The 14,234-nt window shown below is 57.1% G+C and carries 14 protein-coding genes; 2 read left to right on the top strand and 12 right to left on the bottom strand.

Going from position 1 to position 14,234, the window contains the following annotated elements; all coding sequences use genetic code 11:
- The 5 genes from IV91_RS0105445 to rimO all read right to left on the bottom strand — a co-directional run.
- Positions 1-929: lipoprotein-releasing ABC transporter permease subunit (locus IV91_RS0105445; protein WP_035417212.1), on the bottom strand; the 929-nt coding region annotated here is incomplete at its 3' end.
- Entirely contained in the window at positions 926-2,413 is a 1,488-nt protein-coding gene (gene lysS, locus IV91_RS0105440; RefSeq protein ID WP_031596655.1) for a lysine--tRNA ligase, read from the bottom strand. The genes IV91_RS0105445 and lysS, both read right to left, overlap by 4 nt.
- A gap of 4 nt (positions 2,414-2,417) precedes the next feature.
- Positions 2,418-3,522 (bottom strand): peptide chain release factor 2 gene (prfB, locus tag IV91_RS0105435; RefSeq protein WP_150112396.1). Its coding sequence is split into 2 segments (ribosomal slippage): positions 2,418-3,440 and positions 3,442-3,522, totalling 1,104 coding nucleotides; the frame shifts between segments, so codons are not numbered across the junction.
- 60 nt (positions 3,523-3,582) lie between these two features.
- Positions 3,583-4,473, bottom strand: coding sequence for a hypothetical protein (locus IV91_RS16700; protein ID WP_031596653.1), 891 nt, complete (start codon positions 4,471-4,473; stop codon positions 3,583-3,585).
- Positions 4,460-5,809 carry a 30S ribosomal protein S12 methylthiotransferase RimO gene (gene rimO / locus IV91_RS0105420; RefSeq protein ID WP_031596652.1) on the bottom strand — a complete coding sequence of 450 codons (1,350 nt, stop codon included), beginning with the start codon at positions 5,807-5,809 and terminating at the stop codon, positions 4,460-4,462. Before rimO ends, IV91_RS16700 begins: the two co-directional genes overlap by 14 nt.
- A 359-nt stretch (positions 5,810-6,168) precedes the next feature.
- Between rimO and phaR the strand changes: the two genes are divergently transcribed.
- Complete coding sequence (gene phaR / locus IV91_RS17110; RefSeq protein ID WP_084189934.1) at positions 6,169-6,774, top strand: polyhydroxyalkanoate synthesis repressor PhaR; 606 nt, start codon at positions 6,169-6,171, stop codon at positions 6,772-6,774.
- Here phaR and IV91_RS0105405 read toward each other — a convergent pair.
- The 3 genes from IV91_RS0105405 to IV91_RS0105395 are packed head-to-tail and all read right to left on the bottom strand — an operon-like array spanning position 6,673 to position 9,206.
- Positions 6,673-7,452, bottom strand: a complete 780-nt coding sequence (locus tag IV91_RS0105405; protein WP_031596650.1) for a ZIP family metal transporter — start codon at positions 7,450-7,452, stop codon at positions 6,673-6,675. The genes phaR and IV91_RS0105405 overlap by 102 nt on opposite strands.
- A 52-nt stretch (positions 7,453-7,504) precedes the next feature.
- Positions 7,505-8,227: a peptidoglycan editing factor PgeF gene (gene pgeF, locus IV91_RS0105400; protein ID WP_051862134.1), complete on the bottom strand. Its 723-nt coding sequence runs from the start codon at positions 8,225-8,227 to the stop codon at positions 7,505-7,507.
- Positions 8,220-9,206 (bottom strand): RluA family pseudouridine synthase, encoded by a 987-nt coding sequence (locus IV91_RS0105395; protein WP_051862131.1) that lies wholly within the window; start codon positions 9,204-9,206, stop codon positions 8,220-8,222. Before IV91_RS0105395 ends, pgeF begins: the two co-directional genes overlap by 8 nt.
- Here IV91_RS0105395 and IV91_RS0105390 point away from each other — a divergent pair.
- Positions 9,205-10,029 carry an outer membrane protein assembly factor BamD gene (locus tag IV91_RS0105390; protein WP_031596645.1) on the top strand — a complete coding sequence of 275 codons (825 nt, stop codon included), beginning with the start codon at positions 9,205-9,207 and terminating at the stop codon, positions 10,027-10,029. The two genes, IV91_RS0105395 and IV91_RS0105390, sit on opposite strands and share 2 nt — an antisense overlap.
- Here IV91_RS0105390 and ftsB read toward each other — a convergent pair.
- The 4 genes from ftsB to IV91_RS0105370 are packed head-to-tail and all read right to left on the bottom strand — an operon-like array spanning position 10,023 to position 14,175.
- Positions 10,023-10,337: a cell division protein FtsB gene (gene ftsB, locus IV91_RS0105385; protein WP_200874331.1), complete on the bottom strand. Its 315-nt coding sequence runs from the start codon at positions 10,335-10,337 to the stop codon at positions 10,023-10,025. The genes IV91_RS0105390 and ftsB overlap by 7 nt on opposite strands.
- Positions 10,338-10,352: 15 nt before the next feature.
- On the bottom strand, positions 10,353-11,636 hold the full coding sequence (gene eno / locus IV91_RS0105380) for a phosphopyruvate hydratase (RefSeq protein ID WP_031596641.1): 1,284 nt from the start codon (positions 11,634-11,636) through the stop codon (positions 10,353-10,355).
- A gap of 53 nt (positions 11,637-11,689) precedes the next feature.
- Positions 11,690-12,532 (bottom strand): 3-deoxy-8-phosphooctulonate synthase, encoded by an 843-nt coding sequence (gene kdsA, locus IV91_RS0105375; RefSeq protein WP_031596640.1) that lies wholly within the window; start codon positions 12,530-12,532, stop codon positions 11,690-11,692.
- Entirely contained in the window at positions 12,529-14,175 is a 1,647-nt protein-coding gene (locus IV91_RS0105370; protein WP_031596639.1) for a CTP synthase, read from the bottom strand. The genes kdsA and IV91_RS0105370 overlap by 4 nt, the downstream gene beginning before the upstream one ends.
- Positions 14,176-14,234 lie beyond the last annotated feature (59 nt).

The raw sequence follows: 14,234 nt of genomic DNA, 5'->3' as shown, positions 1-14,234 counted from the left end.
GCCCCCAGGGTACGCAGAATCGCAATATCGGCCTGCTTGTCCGTTACCACCATGACCAGAGTAGACACAATGTTGAAGGCCGCCACCGCCACAATCAGCAACAGGATGATGAACATCATGGTTTTTTCCAGGGCCACGGCATGGAACAGATTGGCATGTTCCTGGGTCCAGTCCGTCAGCCAGGCATCCACCGTCAGGGTCGACGCCAATCGATGCGCTACGCTCGGTGCCAGCATGAGGTCCTTCAACTTGAGACGGACACCCGTTACATTTTCTCCCATACGAAACAGTACCTGGGCGTCGTTCAGATGAATCAGGGCCAACCCGCTGTCATATTCGTACATTCCCACATGAAACAACCCCACCACCTTGAACTGCTTGAGACGGGGCAACATGCCCGCAGGCGTCACCTGACCCTGGGGCGTAATGAGCACCACCTTGTCTCCCACCGACAGATGTAAGGCCTGAGCCAGTTCCTGACCCAGCACGATACCAAACTCATGGGGCTTGAGATCGCTCATGTGGCCGGCCACCATATGCTGATCCAGGTCAGCCACCTGGCGTTCCTGCTCCGGCAAGATCCCCCGCACCATCGTGCCCTGGACCAGGTCATCATTGGCCAGCATGGCCTGTCCATTGACATAGGGAGCTGTACCGATGACTTCCGGATCCCGTCGGGCTTCCGCTGCCACTTTGGGCCAGTTGGCCAGAGACTGGCCGCTGCCAAAGATCTGCACATGGGAAGCCACTCCCAGAATGCGCTCGCGCATTTCCTTCTGGAATCCATTCATGACCGACAGGACCACGATCAGCGCCGCCACCCCCAGGGCAATACCTGCCATGGAAATGAGGGAAATGAAGGAGATGAAGTGGTTACGCCGTTTGGCCCGGGTATAACGCAACCCGACGGTAAGTTCAAACCACTTCAAGAGACTTCCTGACGCATCTGGGGAAAGAGGATGACATCCCGAATCGATGGGCTATCGGTCAACAGCATGACCAGACGGTCGATACCGATACCTTCGCCCGCAGTGGGTGGCAAACCATATTCCAGGGCTCGGATATAATCGGCATCATAGTGCATGGCTTCCTGATCGCCCGCTTCCTTCTGGCGTACCTGGGCTTGAAAACGTTCTGCCTGATCCTCGGCATCGTTCAATTCCGAAAAACCGTTGGCCAGTTCCCGGCCCACCACGAACAATTCAAAACGTTCAGTGATTTCAGGGTTCGTATCACTGCGCCGGGCAAGGGGCGAGACCTCCGCCGGGTAGTCGACAATGAAGGTCGGTTCAAAGAGAAGCGCTTCCGTGGTTTCCTCGAAAAGTGCCAGTTGGAGAATGCCCACGGAAGCACGGGCAGGCACCTTGGCGCCCAGTCGGGTCAATTCCTGCACCAGTTCCACCGGGTCATTCAGGCGTGTGGCCGTATAATCGGGATGATAGGTTTCCAGAGCCTGCGCCAGAGTCAGGCGGTGAAACGGCGGTCCCAAATCCAGTGTCCGTCCCCCGTAACCGAGCACCGTGGTGCCCAACACTTCCTGCGCCACGAAACGCAGCAAGTCTTCCGTCAGGTCCATGAGCGCGCGGTAGTCCTGATAAGCCGCATAGAACTCGATCATGGTGAATTCGGGATTATGACGGGGGGACAACCCTTCATTGCGGAAATTTCGATTGATCTCGAACACCCGTTCCATGCCCCCCACCACCAGACGTTTGAGATATAACTCGGGGGCAATGCGCAAATACAAATCGCAGTCGAGGGCATTGTGGTGCGTCACGAAAGGACGGGCCGCCGCTCCCCCGGGAATGGGGTGCATCATGGGGGTTTCCACTTCCAGAAAGTGGCGCGCCACCAGAAACTCACGCACTTTTTGCACGATTCTGCTGCGCTGGATGAATACCTGGCGAGAATGTTCGTTGGTAATCAGATCCAGGTACCGCTGCCGGTATTTCTGTTCCTGATCGGTCAGCCCATGAAACTTTTCCGGAAGGGGACGCAGGGATTTAACCAGCAACCGTATCTCCGTGACCCGGAGCGTCAATTCCCCCATACGGGTTTTGAACAGCGCGCCCCGTACCCCCAGAATATCGCCCAGATCCCAGTGCTTGAAGGCCTGATAGACCTCCTCTCCCACCTGATCCTTCTGCAAAAAAATCTGGAGGCGGCCCGTGCCATCCTGCAGGGTGGCAAAACTGGCCTTTCCCATGAGGCGCTTGAGCATCAGACGACCCGCCAGTTGCACCGGCACTTCCCGCACCTCGAGATCAGTCTCGCTCAACGCGCCATACTGTTCGTGCAGAGGAGCCGCTTCGTGCGTACGCTGAAAATCGTTGGGAAAAGCCACCCCCATGGAGCGCAGAGCCTGCAATTTGGCGCGCCGTTCCTGAACCAATGTATTATCTTCTTCGTGCATCCCGTCACACTCCCTGCTTCAAACTGGCTTCGATGAAGCCTTCCAGATCGCCATCCAGTACGGCTTGGGTATTGCCTACTTCCACGCCGGTGCGCAGATCCTTGATGCGTGATTGATCGAGCACGTAGGAACGAATCTGGTGCCCCCAGCCGATGTCCGTCTTGCTGTCTTCCATGGCCTGTTTTTCCACCGTACGCTTGCGCAATTCGGCTTCATATAACTTTGATTTCAACATGGCCATGGCTTCTGCACGATTGCGATGCTGGGAACGGTCGCTCTGGCATTGGACCACGATCCCCGAAGGCGCATGGGTAAGACGTACTGCCGAATCGGTCTTGTTGATGTGCTGACCGCCCGCGCCCGAGGCGCGGAAGGTATCGATACGCAGATCAGCCGGGTTGATTTCCACTTCTATGGAATCATCCACCTCGGGATACACGAAAACAGAGGCAAAGGAGGTATGGCGACGGTTACCGGAATCAAAAGGGGATTTGCGCACCAGGCGATGAACCCCCGTCTCGGTTCGCAAATGACCAAACGCATAACTCCCCGTCAATTTTAGGGAAGCACTCTTGATGCCCGCCACTTCACCCGGCGACTCCTCCAGAATTTCCACCCCGAATCCCTTGCGCTCGGCATAGCGCACATACATGCGCAACAGCATGGCCGCCCAGTCTTGGGCTTCCGTCCCGCCCGAACCCGCCTGAATATCCAGAAATCCATTGGCCGAGTCCATGGGATGGGAGAACATCCGCCGAAACTCCATGACGCCAACCCGTTTGTCTATGCTGGCCAGATCCGTCGCAACGGCCTGCAGGGTTTCTTCATCGGCCTCTGCCAGGGCCAACGCAAAAAGTTCGTGACTTTCCTCAAGGGCCTGAGTACACCCATGCACCTCGTCCACCACTTCTTCCAGCATCTTGCGTTCCCGCCCCAGTTCCTGGCTTCTTTTGCTGTCCTGCCAAAGCGCCGGGTCTTCCGAAAGATGAATGACCTCGTTCAGGCGCTCGACTTTGGCATCGAAGTCAAAGATACCTCCGCAGGGCCTGAAGACGCACAGTCAGGTCCTGTTGAAGGGTTTCCAGAGCATTTAGTTGTTCCGCTTCCATGGAATAAAATTCTCGCCAATAAAGCCTTGGATTATACCTCGGTAAGCCAGTCCCTGACCATCAGGATTCGCGCAGGGGACGCACCCCCGGCATCCCCATCAAGGGCAAAACTTTACGCCAGAACCGCCAGCGCTGGGAATGGCGCAGAACTACCTGTCCGCTGAAGCGTCCTTCCAGCGCTACCAAAGTCAGGGTTTCGAGGGTTCCCTGGCGCAACTGATCCTGCCAGTACTGCCAGTGCGTCTCCAGAAATTCCTCGAGGGCGGCCATCCATCCCTCCGCATCGCCATAGTCCGAGGGGGCACGCAAGGTCTCCACCACTTCCTGCGCCGACTGGGTACAGGCCTCATCCCATAACCAGACTCCGCTGATCACCCGCCGCCCCTGCGCCTGGCGAGCCTGGTTGTGGGGATGGTCATGCAGGACCATCTGGATCTCGTTGAAGCGGGCTTGCCACAGACCACGCTGGGGCCCGCGCGGCAAGTGACCATCGATATTGCGTCCAACCCGCTGCCGGGGGGGCGTCGTCTCGATCTCCGGGAGGGAGGGGAGACCCAACAGCCAACGGGTCGGCGTAACCTCATGAAAATACAGGCCATCCATTGCAAAATAGGCATTGAGATCTTCCCGTAACCCGCGACTTTCCTCTGCGCTCAGTTCAAATGTATAATCATCGAGCAAAATCAACCCGTCCCCTTCCACATGCAAGTGAACGGGATCCGCACATAACCAATGGGGTGCCGCGTGGAAAATTCCCGCTGCCTGGGCGCGGCGCGCACTCTCCCAAGTGGTTTCCTGATTGGGAGGCCACTGGGCCAAAGTCAGGGGCCGCTCAAAGACTTCTCGGTCCCCCTGGCTCCAGGCCTTTTCCAACGCCGGAACAGCAGGCACCGCCGAATCGGGCAAAGCCGGAAACAGGCCCGGCACCACCAACGTCTTATGAACCGACATGATCCACCCTGAAACCACTCAAATCATGGGCCATAGCTTCTTCGATACGAACGGTTACAAACTCGCCAACCTTGAATCCCGCAGCAGGGGCAATGGCCACGATGCCATCAATTTCTGGCGCATCGGCCGCACTGCGCCCCACGGCCCCCCCCTCGGGCGTCAATTCATCCACCAACACCTGACAATCGCGCCCCACAAAACGTTGCAAGCGTTGCGCGCTGATCTTCTCCTGGCGTTCCATGAACCGTGCCTGGCGCTCCTCACGCACAGCCACAGGTACGGGATCCGGCAAAGCATTGGCCGTAGCCCCTTCCACCGGAGAGTAAGCAAAACAGCCCACCCGATCCAGTTGGGCTTCCTCCAGAAAGTCCAGTAACTGCTGGAAGTCCTCTTCCGTTTCTCCTGGAAACCCCGCAATGAAGGTACTGCGCAAGGTCAGATCGGGACAGTCGCGACGCCAGGACTGAATGCGCTCCAGGGTCCGTTCCACATCTCCCGGTCGTTTCATGGCGCGCAGGATGCGCGGACTGGCATGCTGCAAAGGGACGTCGAGATAGGGCAAAACCAGCCCTTCGGCCATGAGCGGAATCAGTTCGTCCACATGGGGGTACGGATAAACATAATGCAGGCGCACCCAGACCCCCATCTGACCCAGGGCACGGGCCAGTTCCGTCATACGGGTGCGCAGGGGACGACCCTGCCAGAAGCCTGTACGATACCGCACATCCACCCCATAGGCGCTGGTATCCTGAGAAATCACCAATAACTCCCGAACCCCGGCCTGAACCAGATGTTCAGCCTCCTGCAGCACTTCCCCGAGCGGACGACTAACCAGATCACCGCGCAGGGAAGGGATGATACAGAAGGTACAGCGATGATTGCACCCTTCAGAAATCTTGAGGTAGGCATAATGAGCCGGAGTCAATTTGATCCCTTGGGGGGGAACCAGACTGGTAAAGGGATCATGGCGCTGCGGGAGATGTTCGTGTAGCGCCTGCATCACCCCCGCCTGGTCATGAGGTCCCGTAATTGCCAATACCTGAGGGTAGGTCGAAAGAATCTTGCCTGCCTGAGCCCCCAGACAACCGGTAACGATGACTCGCCCATTTTCCGCCAGCGCTTCTCCGATGGCGTCCAGAGACTCCTCAATGGCGGATTCGATGAAGCCACAGGTGTTCACCACCACCACATCCGCTCCCTCATAGTCCCCCACCACCTCATACCCCTCAGCCCTGACCTGAGTCAGAATGCGTTCGGCATCCACCAATGCCTTGGGACATCCCAGGGAGACAAAACCGACGCGTGGTACGGAAGAAGCGGAAGGTTGACGGTTCACCACAATAAACTCCTTGACAGTCAATGGATCCCACAGAGATGCAGAACCCTTGTCCTCTATGGTAGCAGAGGACAAAAAAAACCCGCAGAGTCTGTTCTGCGGGTTGAAGCCTCTATCGAAAGGAAACCTTTGCAATAAAGGAGGAGGAGACAAAATTCTGGCCAGAAATCAAGGGGATCTGACACCCCGCTGCGTCTATGTTGCAGCGCACAATTGCAAGGTTACCGGAGCAAAAGTTTCTTGTCAATACTTTTTTGTTGCATCGCAACATCACCGGCCTGTTTAAAACCTTTGGATCATCTCATTGTTTTATTAATATTTTATTAAATATCCCACTCTAATCCCTGATTCATGGAATAATGCCCCCTATTGTGCTGCACCATACACAGGACAAAGCCATGGAAGCTCCACGAGTGATCAAGAAATACCCCAATCGGCGCTTATACGATATGCGCTCCAAGCGGTACATCACGCTTTGCGAAGTCAAAACATTGGTTCTCGAACAGACTCCCTTCCAGATCATCGACGCCAGAACCCAACAAGACCTGACCCGCTGCATCCTGATGCAAATCATCCTGGAAGAGGAATTGGGCAAGTCCCCCCTCTTCAGTTGCGAGATGCTATCCCGGATGATTCGCTCCTATGGCAACGGCATGCAACGCTTTCTCGGTCATTATCTGGAACAGGGATTGCGTTATGCGCTCGAACGATCTTCGCAGGACAACACCGGCACCGACCTTCCGGACCCGCACCCCGCCAGCGATGGCCTTTCCCTGCAGAATTTGATGGGGCACCACCTGGATCAGATTACCCAGTTGTTCCACACATTGCAGCAGCAAGTCAACAACGCTCCCGTTGCGACCTCACTCCAGGATCAACACATGAGCCCAATGAATGGAAGCCACACCGAGCACGATCAATCCCATCTGCAGGGCGGAGGTACGCAGATCCACCCGGCGATGTAGCCCAGGAATCAGGTCAGCCACCGCCACATAGATCATACTGGCTGAAGCCAAAGCCAACAGGTAAGGAACCCATTTTTGCAAGGACTGCAAGGCCAGACAGGCGATGACCGCTCCCACCAAAGTGGCCATGCTTGAAAACAGGTTGAAGGCCAGGGCGCGCGGACGGGACATTCCGGAATGCAGCAAAACCAGGGCATCCCCCGCTTCCTGAGGCAACTCATGGGCAATGATGGCCAGCGCCGTCACCATCCCCAAACGAGTATCGCTGACAAAGGCTGCGGCAATGATGATGCCATCCACGAAATTGTGAACCGAATCCCCCACCACCACCATGGCCCCCGTCCGCCCCTGAGGCTCATGGGCGTGGGCATGGGCGTGGGCTTCCAGTCCGGCCACATCATGGACATGAACGTGCCGCCAGAGCACCAGTTTTTCCAGCAGAAAAAAAATCAGGATTCCCACCAATACCGTGGCTGAAACCGCTTCCGGGCTGGCCTCATGGTGAAAAGCATGGGGCAGGATTTCCAGAAAAACCGCTCCCAGCAGGGCCCCAATGGCGTAACTCACCAACAGGGGAACCCAGGCAGGACGGGCAGTATAAATGACCAATGCCGCGCAGAGCATTGATAATACGCCGGCCACTACCCCCGCCAACATGGAATTCATCAAGGGTGTCATGGAAAGAACATCGGGAAGATAACCTTTCCATTATACGCTTCCCTCTCTCGTCTCATGGTTCTGCCATCCAGATGACGTGTCCCATGCGCCCCGCCCTCAAGCCCTCCCTCCGATAGGAGTAGAACGCTTCATTTTCCCGGACGGTGCAATGCCCCCCGCCATAAATCCGGGTGACTCCCAGCCGAGCCAGGCGCAAGCGCGCCAATGCATGGAGATCTGCCCACCATCGCCCTCCCTGACCGGAACGGAATGCCTCCCCGGATTCAGGCTGAGCGTCAAGGAAGTGCGCCCGCACCTCTGAGCCCACCTCGAAGGCTTGGGGCCCAATAGCCGGCCCCAACCAGACCAGAATGCCCTCGGGATTTACCGCCATGGCTTGCAAGGCATTTTCCAGTACACCGGCAGCCAGCCCCCGCCATCCTGCATGTGCTGCGCCCACCACAGGCTCCCGTTCATGACAAAAGAGCACAGGCAAACAATCTGCCGTCAACACGATACATCCGACACCCGTCCGCCGGGTCACGGAGGCATCTGCCCCCTCCTCCATTTCTTTCTGATCCGTTTTAACTCCCACCCCATGCACCTGGGTCAACCACCACGGTTGTATCTGCAAGGTCCGGGCCAATGTTTGTCGGTGTTGGTTCACCTGCTCAGGGGCCGTTGCCCCCTGCAAACCCAAATCCAGACCGCGCCGGGTACTCCAGGTACGCACCCAGGAGGGGGCGGGCCAGTCAACCGGCCCCCCCGGCAAGAGCGCCTTGGATCCTTCACACATAAACAGCCTCTTCCAGCACCTCGACCAAACGGGCCATGTCTGCGGCCAGGGGAATATCCCAGGCACAGGGCTGCCGGGTATCAGGATGCAGGAATCCCAGATGAAACGCGTGCAGGGCCTGTCGTCCAAAATCCCGCAATGCAGCGCTGCTGCGCCCATCAAGTGCAATGCTTTTTCCCTTGTAGACAGGATCCCCCGCGAGAGGAAACCCCAAATGCTCCATATGCACCCGGATCTGATGGGTACGGCCGGTTTCCAGGCGACATTCCAACAAGGTATGACAGGGCAAACGCCGCACCACCTCGTAGTGCGTGACGGCGGGACGCCCCGCCGCCGTAATGGCCATGCGGGTACGCTGCGTGGCATGACGGCCGACGGGCGCCTCTACCCTTCCTCCCTCCCGCACCTGTCCCTGAACCAGCGCCCAATAATGTCGATGCACGGTGCGTGCCTGCAACTGACGCACCAACTCTCCATGGGCCGCCAGCGTCCGTGCCACCACCATCAATCCACTGGTGTCCTTGTCGAGCCGATGGACGATGCCGCTGCGGGGCACCTGCGCTACCGCCGGATCATGAAACAACAGGGCATTCTGCAGGGTTCCGCGCCAGTTGCCATGCCCCGGATGCACCACCAAACCTGCGGGTTTATGGATGACTCTGAAGGCTTCCTCCAGCGCCACGGTTTCCACAGGGATATCCTCCGGAACGACTTCTTCCGAAAAGACTTCAGGTTCGGTCTCCAGCCACAGGCTTTCCCCTCCCCAGACGCGCGTCTTCTGCTGCGCCAAAGCCTGGTTCAACCGAACCCGTCCCGCTTCGATCTGAGCCTGCCAGCGGGACCGTGACCAATCAGGAAAAAGACGGGCCAGTGCCTGATCGAGACGCAACCCCCCGTATTCCACGGGAACCTTCAATTCCAGCGGTTCATTCTCTTCAGGACTGTTATAATGGAAAGATTGCATGGTGAGAATTTTCATGAAACACTCCAGTGTACTCCGAAACGTTGCCCTGACTCTCGTCGTGGCCCTGGTGGGCTGTAGCGAACTGGAAAAAAGCGATGACCCCACCAAAAACTGGTCGGCATCCAAACTCCACAGCGAGGCTAAAAAAGATCTGCAGGAAGGTAACTATGAGCAGGCCGCCAAACTCTACGAATCCTTGCAGTCCCGCTACCCCTACGGCACCTATTCCACTCAGGCCGAACTGGAGCAAATTTACGTCTACTACAAACAACATGAATCTGCCTCGGCGGTCAGCGAAGCAGACCGGTTCATCAAAGCGCACCCCAATCACCCGGCCGTGGATTATGCCTATTACATGAAGGGGCTAGCCAACTTTAGCGACGATCTGGGGATTTTTGGCATTTACACCGACAGCGATCTGGTACAACGGGATACAAAACCCACCAAGGATGCCTTCGATGCCTTCCGTGACTTAATCACCCGCTTCCCCAACAGCCGTTACGCCCCCGACGCCATCATTCGCATGAAATACCTGGTCAACTCCCTGGCGCGCAACGATGTGGCCGTGGCACGCTATTATTATCGGCGCCAAGCCTACCTGGCCGCGACGGATCGGGCTCTGAATATTCTGAGGAACTATCCTCATACCGCAGCCCAGGAAGATGCGCTCGACATCATGGCACGCAGTTACGATGCCATGGGACTCAAGGATTTGAGTCAAGACACGGTGCGCGTCCTCAAACTGGACTTCCCGAACAGCCATTACCTCACTACCCAAGGCGATCTGACCAAAAAGATCGAATGGTGGCGCTTTTGGCAGACCAGCGCCAATCAGTGAGCCACCACCGGCGGCGGTGACGTAACCGTCCGGTACTGGTAAAACACCTCATCCGGGCGCACCATCCCTAGTTCGTGACGCGCCCGTTCTTCAATGGCGTCAGAACCCGACTTGAGATCCGCCACCTCGGCACGCAAGGTTTGATTCCGCTTTTCCAGCGATTGGTTCAGGGCGCGTTGCCCCTGAAGTTGGTGCTTCAGATCCTGACGCCGAATCCAGCCCCCTTTCCCTAGCACTAATCCATAACCCAGGGAAAGAATCAGACCAACCATCAACCAGCGTATCAGGCGAATTGTGGTCGGTGACATGGCTCAACTCCGTGGTTAACCGCGCCGTGCAAAAACGGTGGATCCCCCATAGGTGGCCACCGATCCCAGGGCTTCCTCGATGCGCAGCAATTGGTTGTATTTGGCCAAACGATCAGAGCGTGACAGGGACCCGGTCTTGATCTGTCCTGCCGAACTGGCGACGGCGATATCCGCAATGACGGTGTCTTCGGTTTCACCGGAACGGTGAGAAATGACATTGGAATACCCTGCTTTTTTGGCCATTTCTATGGCAGCAAAGGTTTCCGACAAGGTACCGATCTGATTGATTTTGATCAAAATCGAGTTGGCAATGCCTTGTCGAATGCCTTCCGCCAGAATCTTGGTGTTGGTAACAAAAATATCATCCCCCACCAACTGGATGCGTCGACCCAAACGCTGGGTCAACAATTGCCAACCGGCCCAATCTCCCTCGGCCATGGCATCTTCGATGGTGACAATGGGATAGTTATCCACCCACCGCGCCAGATAGTCCACCAATTCAGCGGATTCCAGTATTTTTCCTTCCGCCCCGAGATGATAGCGGCCCTCCCGATAAAATTCCGAACTGGCACAATCGATCCCAATGGCTACCTGTTCGCCCGGACGGTAGCCTGCCGCTTCAATGGCCTGCATAATCAGTCCCAGACCGGCTTCATTGCTGGGCAGACGCGGGGCAAACCCCCCTTCGTCTCCCACCGTGGTCGGCATCCCCTGAGCATCGATCAGTTTTTTCAGGGCATGGAAGACTTCCGCACCATAGCGAAGGGCTTCCCTAAAATTCGGCGCACCCACGGGTACGATCATGAATTCCTGCATGTCCAGACCATTATTGGCATGGGCACCCCCGTTGATGACATTCATCTGGGGAACGGGCAACTGGACTGCGGCGGACCCACCCAGATAGCGGTAGAGGGGCAACCCCGATTCCTCTGCCGCCGCCTTGGCCACCGCCAGCGACACGGCCAACAGGGCATTGGCCCCCAGACGCGCCTTATTCTCGGTTCCGTCCTGTTGTATCATGATCTGATCGATTTTTGCCTGATCCGTCACTTCCCAACCCGCCAGGGCTTCGAAGAGTTCCCCGGTGATGTGGGACACTGCGTTCAGAACCCCTTTGCCCTGATAACGTGCGGCATCTCCATCGCGCAACTCGATGGCCTCACGACTGCCAGTGGAGGCCCCCGAAGGCACGCCGGCTCGACCCCGCGCCCCTGCCTCCGTGATCACCTCGGCTTCCACCGTGGGGTTGCCCCGTGAATCCAGTATTTCCCTTGCCTTGATTTCTACGATTGCGCTCATGACTGCTTTCCCGTCCTTGACCTGCTCAAATTAATCGGTAGCCCCAACCCCTTTCAAGAGGACAGGGTCTGTTCACTCAACCCGCGCTGTTTGACCACAGCATCCAGCGCCATCAAAGTTTCCAGCAACTCGTGCATCCGCCCCAAAGGCCAGGCATTGGGGCCATCGGATAAGGCCTGTTCAGGGCGGGGGTGGGTTTCCATGAACACGCCCGCCACGCCCGCTGCCACCGCCGCGCGCGCCAGTACGGGGACAAATTCCCGCTGACCTCCGCTGGCTCCCCCCAATCCGCCGGGCAACTGGACCGAATGGGTGGCATCAAACACGACGGGACAGCCCGTCTCCCGCATGATCGCCAGCGAACGCATATCGGATACCAGGTTGTTATAGCCGAAGGAAACGCCCCGTTCACAAACCAGAATATTGTCCTGTCCACTGGCGGCACGCGCCTTGTCCACGACGTTTTTCATATCGGCGGGGGCCAGAAACTGCCCCTTCTTGATATTCACCGGCTTGCCTGCCGCAGCCACCGCCGCGATGAAATCGGTTTGTCGACACAGGAAAGCCGGAGTCTGCAACATATCCACCACCGCCGCCACCGCCGCCACATCCTCCCGTTCATGCACGTCCGTCAAAACAGGAACCTGCAAATCGCGCCGAATGTCCGCCAGGATATCCAGCCCTGCCGACTGCCCCAGACCCCGAAAGGACCGTCCTGAACTCCGGTTGGCCTTGTCGTAAGAGGCCTTGAAAATGAAAGGAATCCCCAGAGAGCGGGTGATTTCCTTCAATTGACCCGCCACTTCAAAGGCCAGGTCACGGGATTCGATCACACAGGGACCCGCAATCAAAAACAACGGATGCGGGAGACCGGCTTCAAAATGAGCGATTTTCATGGGGCAGTGGGTTCCGCAACCGCCTGATGGTATACCAGAGCGGCTGCCACAAAGGCGGTAAACAAGGGATGTCCATCACGGGGAGTGGAGGTGAATTCGGGATGAAACTGGCAAGCCACGAACCAGGGGTGGCCCGGCAACTCGATCATTTCGCACAATCCTTCCTGCCCCGATTTTCCGGAAAAACGCAAACCCGCCTGGGTCAGAGATTCCACATACCGGCTGTTGACCTCATAGCGATGGCGATGTCGCTCGACGATGCGTGCCTTTCCGTAAACCCTGCGGACCAAGGATCCTTCTTCCAGCAAACATTCCTGCCCCCCCAGTCGCATGGTCCCCCCCAGATCGGACTGAACGGAACGTTGTTCCACCCGCCCATCTGCAGTACGAAATTCGGTGATCAATGCAATCACGGGGGCCGGGGTCAAAGGCATGAACTCAGTGCTGTGGGCTTCCTGGAAATGGGCGCAATGCCGGGCAAATTCCACCACAGCCAACTGCATACCCAAACAGATTCCCAAAAAAGGCAGGCGGCCTTCACGGGCAAACTGAATGGCGCGAATCTTTCCTTCCACCCCACGCTTGCCAAACCCTCCGGGGACCAATACTGCATCCATCCCCTCCAAAGTGCCCAGACCTTCGCTTTCCAGCCGTTCCGAATCCACATAGTGAATGTGGATCTTGGTTCGCTGGTGAATTCCGGCATGGATCAATGCTTCAGAAAGGGACTTGTAGGATTCGGTCAAATCCACATATTTGCCCACCAAAGCAATGTTCACCTCGTGCAAGGGGTGTTCCAAAGCCTCCACCAGAGCATCCCAGGGAGACAGATCGGCTTCCGGAACCTCCAGAGCCAGTTTGCGACACACAATGCGGTCCAGATGCTGACGGTGCAAGCCTCCGGGGATGCGGTAGATGCAGTCCACATCCGGTGCGGAAATAACGGCTTCCACGGGTACATTGGTAAACAGGGCAATTTTGCGCTGTTCATCAGCGGGCACGGGACGATCCGCCCGACAGATCAAGACGTCCGGCTGAATACCGATCTCGCGCAACTCCTTGACCGAGTGTTGGGTCGGTTTGGTTTTGATTTCTCCCGCAGAAGGCAGATAGGGCAAGAGGGTCAAGTGGATGAAACAGCATTCCTCACGGGGGGCTTCCACCGCCATCTGGCGAATGGCTTCCAGAAAAGGCAGGGACTCGATATCCCCCACCGTCCCGCCGATTTCCACGATGGCCACCTGGGCATCCCCGGCCCCCTGACGAATGCACTGCTTGATTTCGTCGGTGATATGAGGAATGACCTGAACCGTCCCGCCCAGATAATCCCCCCGTCGTTCCTTGCGGATCACGCTGTCGTAGATCTGACCCGTCGTAAAATTATTGCGTTTGGTCATCCGCGTGCGCACAAAGCGCTCGTAATGCCCCAAATCCAGATCGGTCTCGGCACCATCCTCCGTGACAAAAACCTCCCCATGCTGGAAGGGACTCATGGTCCCCGGATCCACATTGATGTAAGGGTCCAACTTGAGCAATGTCACGCGCAACCCACGGGACTCCAGAATGGCCCCCAGGGATGCGGCGGCAATACCCTTCCCCAGGGAAGAGACAACACCACCAGTCACGAATATGTATTTTGTCATGGGCAAGGGCAAGAAAAGGTTGAGCGATTATACCACCGCCCTCACTTTTTCAGAAATTC

This window comes from Ferrovum myxofaciens (assembly GCF_000735045.1).
Lineage (GTDB): Bacteria > Pseudomonadota > Gammaproteobacteria > Burkholderiales > Ferrovaceae > Ferrovum > Ferrovum myxofaciens.
This window is presented reverse-complemented; position numbering and strand designations above follow the sequence as displayed.

Coding starts and splice junctions, on each gene's coding strand:
- pgeF (WP_051862134.1), bottom strand. CDS start 8,227: ATGTGTGAAGGATCCAAGGCGCTCTTGCCGGGGGGGCCGGTTGACTGG.
- IV91_RS0105370 (WP_031596639.1), bottom strand. CDS start 14,175: ATGACAAAATACATATTCGTGACTGGTGGTGTTGTCTCTTCCCTGGGG.
- eno (WP_031596641.1), bottom strand. CDS start 11,636: ATGAGCGCAATCGTAGAAATCAAGGCAAGGGAAATACTGGATTCACGG.
- IV91_RS0105390 (WP_031596645.1), top strand. CDS start 9,205: ATGAAACACTCCAGTGTACTCCGAAACGTTGCCCTGACTCTCGTCGTG.
- ftsB (WP_200874331.1), bottom strand. CDS start 10,337: ATGTCACCGACCACAATTCGCCTGATACGCTGGTTGATGGTTGGTCTG.
- kdsA (WP_031596640.1), bottom strand. CDS start 12,532: ATGAAAATCGCTCATTTTGAAGCCGGTCTCCCGCATCCGTTGTTTTTG.
- IV91_RS0105405 (WP_031596650.1), bottom strand. CDS start 7,452: ATGACACCCTTGATGAATTCCATGTTGGCGGGGGTAGTGGCCGGCGTA.
- IV91_RS16700 (WP_031596653.1), bottom strand. CDS start 4,473: ATGTCGGTTCATAAGACGTTGGTGGTGCCGGGCCTGTTTCCGGCTTTG.
- IV91_RS0105395 (WP_051862131.1), bottom strand. CDS start 9,206: ATGAAAATTCTCACCATGCAATCTTTCCATTATAACAGTCCTGAAGAG.
- lysS (WP_031596655.1), bottom strand. CDS start 2,413: ATGCACGAAGAAGATAATACATTGGTTCAGGAACGGCGCGCCAAATTG.
- phaR (WP_084189934.1), top strand. CDS start 6,169: ATGCCCCCTATTGTGCTGCACCATACACAGGACAAAGCCATGGAAGCT.